This is a genomic window from Acinetobacter sp. RF14B, from assembly GCF_006864105.1.
Taxonomy (GTDB): Bacteria; Pseudomonadota; Gammaproteobacteria; order Pseudomonadales; family Moraxellaceae; genus Acinetobacter; species Acinetobacter lwoffii_C.
In genome coordinates, this window is sequence record NZ_SMTB01000168.1 from 1 (window position 1) to 2,312 (window position 2,312).

At 35.9% G+C, this 2,312-nt stretch carries 2 protein-coding genes and 1 pseudogene; 2 read left to right on the forward strand and 1 reads right to left on the reverse strand.

Annotated elements, in window-relative coordinates; translation table 11 throughout:
* Nucleotides 1-518 (forward strand): annotated as a pseudogene (locus E2K52_RS14150) (RepB family plasmid replication initiator protein); the annotation flags it as partial.
* A gap of 116 nt (nt 519-634) precedes the next feature.
* Here the strand turns inward: E2K52_RS14150 and E2K52_RS14155 are convergent.
* Complete coding sequence (locus tag E2K52_RS14155; RefSeq protein WP_086231555.1) at nt 635-1,084, reverse strand: PH domain-containing protein; 450 nt, start codon at nt 1,082-1,084, stop codon at nt 635-637.
* A 644-nt stretch (nt 1,085-1,728) separates the two neighbouring features.
* On the opposite strand from E2K52_RS14155, the gene repM reads away from it, so the two are divergent.
* Nucleotides 1,729-2,312, forward strand: a 584-nt coding sequence (gene repM, locus E2K52_RS14160; RefSeq protein ID WP_151205650.1) for a replication initiation protein RepM, incomplete at its 3' end; no start/stop codon positions are given.

Consider the following 2,312-nt stretch of genomic DNA (forward strand, 5'->3'; position numbering starts at 1 on the left):
TTTGTTGGCGTAGTACAGGGAAAACGCCTGTTATTGAACTAGCAGAGTTTAGAAAGCGTTTAGGTGTTTTAAATGATGAATATACTAGATCGGATAATTTCAAAAAATGGATTATTGAAAACCCTATTAAACAAATAAACGAGCATACCGACATCACAGCAAGCTACGAACAGCACAAAAAAGGGCGGACAATCACAGGGTTTTCATTCAAGTTTAAACAGAAGAAAAAAACAGAGCCTGAAACGCCAAAAAAGGGCGATTCTAGCCAACGTATCGAAAAGCCTAGTCAAATCCCTGCCAACATCGTAAAACAACCTGAAAACGCAAATTTTAGCGATTTACAGCATCGAGCAAGCAAGATTACAGGGTTAATCATGTCTAACCGTCTATCAGATCGGTTTAAACAAGGTGATGAATCAATCATGCAGATGATGGCACGTATTCAAAGTGAGATTATAACCGATTCAATAGCCGAGCAATGGCAATCAAAATTAGAAGAATTTGGTGTGGTTTTCTAGTCTGTCACGTGGCAATCACGTAGAAAATTATGTTTGAAAGGCTTGCTGTTATTACATTTAAAAAAGCGTCACTACTGATAGTGACGCTTTTTTATTTTTGCGATTAAATCGTTGATTTATTTTTTATCATCTAGTTCATCAAGGTAATTGTTTACTTGTTGTCTAAATTCCATAGGTCGAGCTATATATGGAATTGGTGCATGTGATCCACCAACACCTTTGACAACAATAGAACCAAAGTTGAAAATTCTTCCTAATATCCCTTGATTAACTCCTAAACTCTCAACTCTATTAGTTTTTAATTCAATAGTATTTCTTCGAATTAATCCTGATTTTGCAATAATTCGTCTATTCGTTAATGCTAGTTCTGTTGTTAAAACATGAATTGCTGCAATAGCTATCAATACACCACCGACTACAACGCCAACTAAACTTTTAGAACCAAAAGAAGATAAAATAAATAAGATACCAAACAATAAATACCAGAACTGAGATAGCCAAGTAACTTGTGCTTTTATAATAATTTGTTCATCTCTAGCTAAGTTTTCTTCGATATAACTTCCCATAAACCCTCTTTAAACATGTAAATAATTTTAAAGTGATTATATGTTCAAAAAATAATTTAGCGAGTGTCTACGAGCGACACAATGAAAGTTCAATTATTCCCCCCTCTGAAAAACCACTTTTTTAGCATCTTATTTCATGAAAATTTTAACTATCGTGTGCTTTTGCTTTTGAGAAGACACGAGCGAAGCGAGTGCCATTTTTGTTTTTGATCTTGCTTTTGGGGTTTGGGGCTTGCCCCAACAAGGCACAGAGTAGGAATTTTACACGGTAGTGAAAAAGTCCCCTCTGTGTGTCCTTGCTCTATGCTTTTTAAACCTTTGAACTTTTCTCCGTAATTTGAAGAAATTGCCCCTCGACTAAGCAAGCTTAGTCAAAAAAGTTTGAGCAAAGCGAAAACATAGGGCAATTTTCATGATGTAAATGGGCTTTTAAAGTTTTTAAATGCTTTTAAATGCTTTTAGACATGCTGAAATGCCTACACAGCAAGGCATACAGCGGACATACTCCTAGGTTTACCTACCAATACTCCTAGGTTTACCTACCAATACTCCTAGGTTTACCTACCAATACTCCTAGGTTTACCTTGCATAATCCTAGAAAATATAATACAAAGGAATTACTAGGTTTAATATTAATAAGTAAAATGAGTGATTTAATAGTAAAAGATAACGCCTTAATGAACGCTAGTTATAACCTAGACTTAGTTGAGCAGCGTTTAATTCTCTTGGCTATCCTTGAGGCTAGAGAATCAGGCAAAGGAATCAATGCCAATGATCCTCTAACCGTTCATGCTGAAAGCTATATCAATCAATTTGGTGTAGCTAGACAGACTGCATATCAAGCATTAAAAGATGCTTGTAAGGACTTATTTGCACGCCAATTTAGTTACCAAGAAAAACGTGAGCGTGGGCGAGCTAATATTACAAGTCGTTGGGTATCGCAAATTGCTTACATTGATGAAACGGCAACAGTTGAGGTTATTTTTGCCCCTGCCGTTGTTCCACTGATTACACGATTAGAGGAACAATTCACCCAATACGATATTGAACAAATTAGCGGTTTATCGAGTGCCTATGCCGTCCGTCTGTATGAATTATTGATTTGTTGGCGTAGTACAGGGAAAACGCCTGTTATTGAACTAGCAGAGTTTAGAAAGCGTTTAGGTGTTTTAAATGATGAATATACTAGATCGGATAATTTCAAAAAATGGATTATTGAAAACCCTAT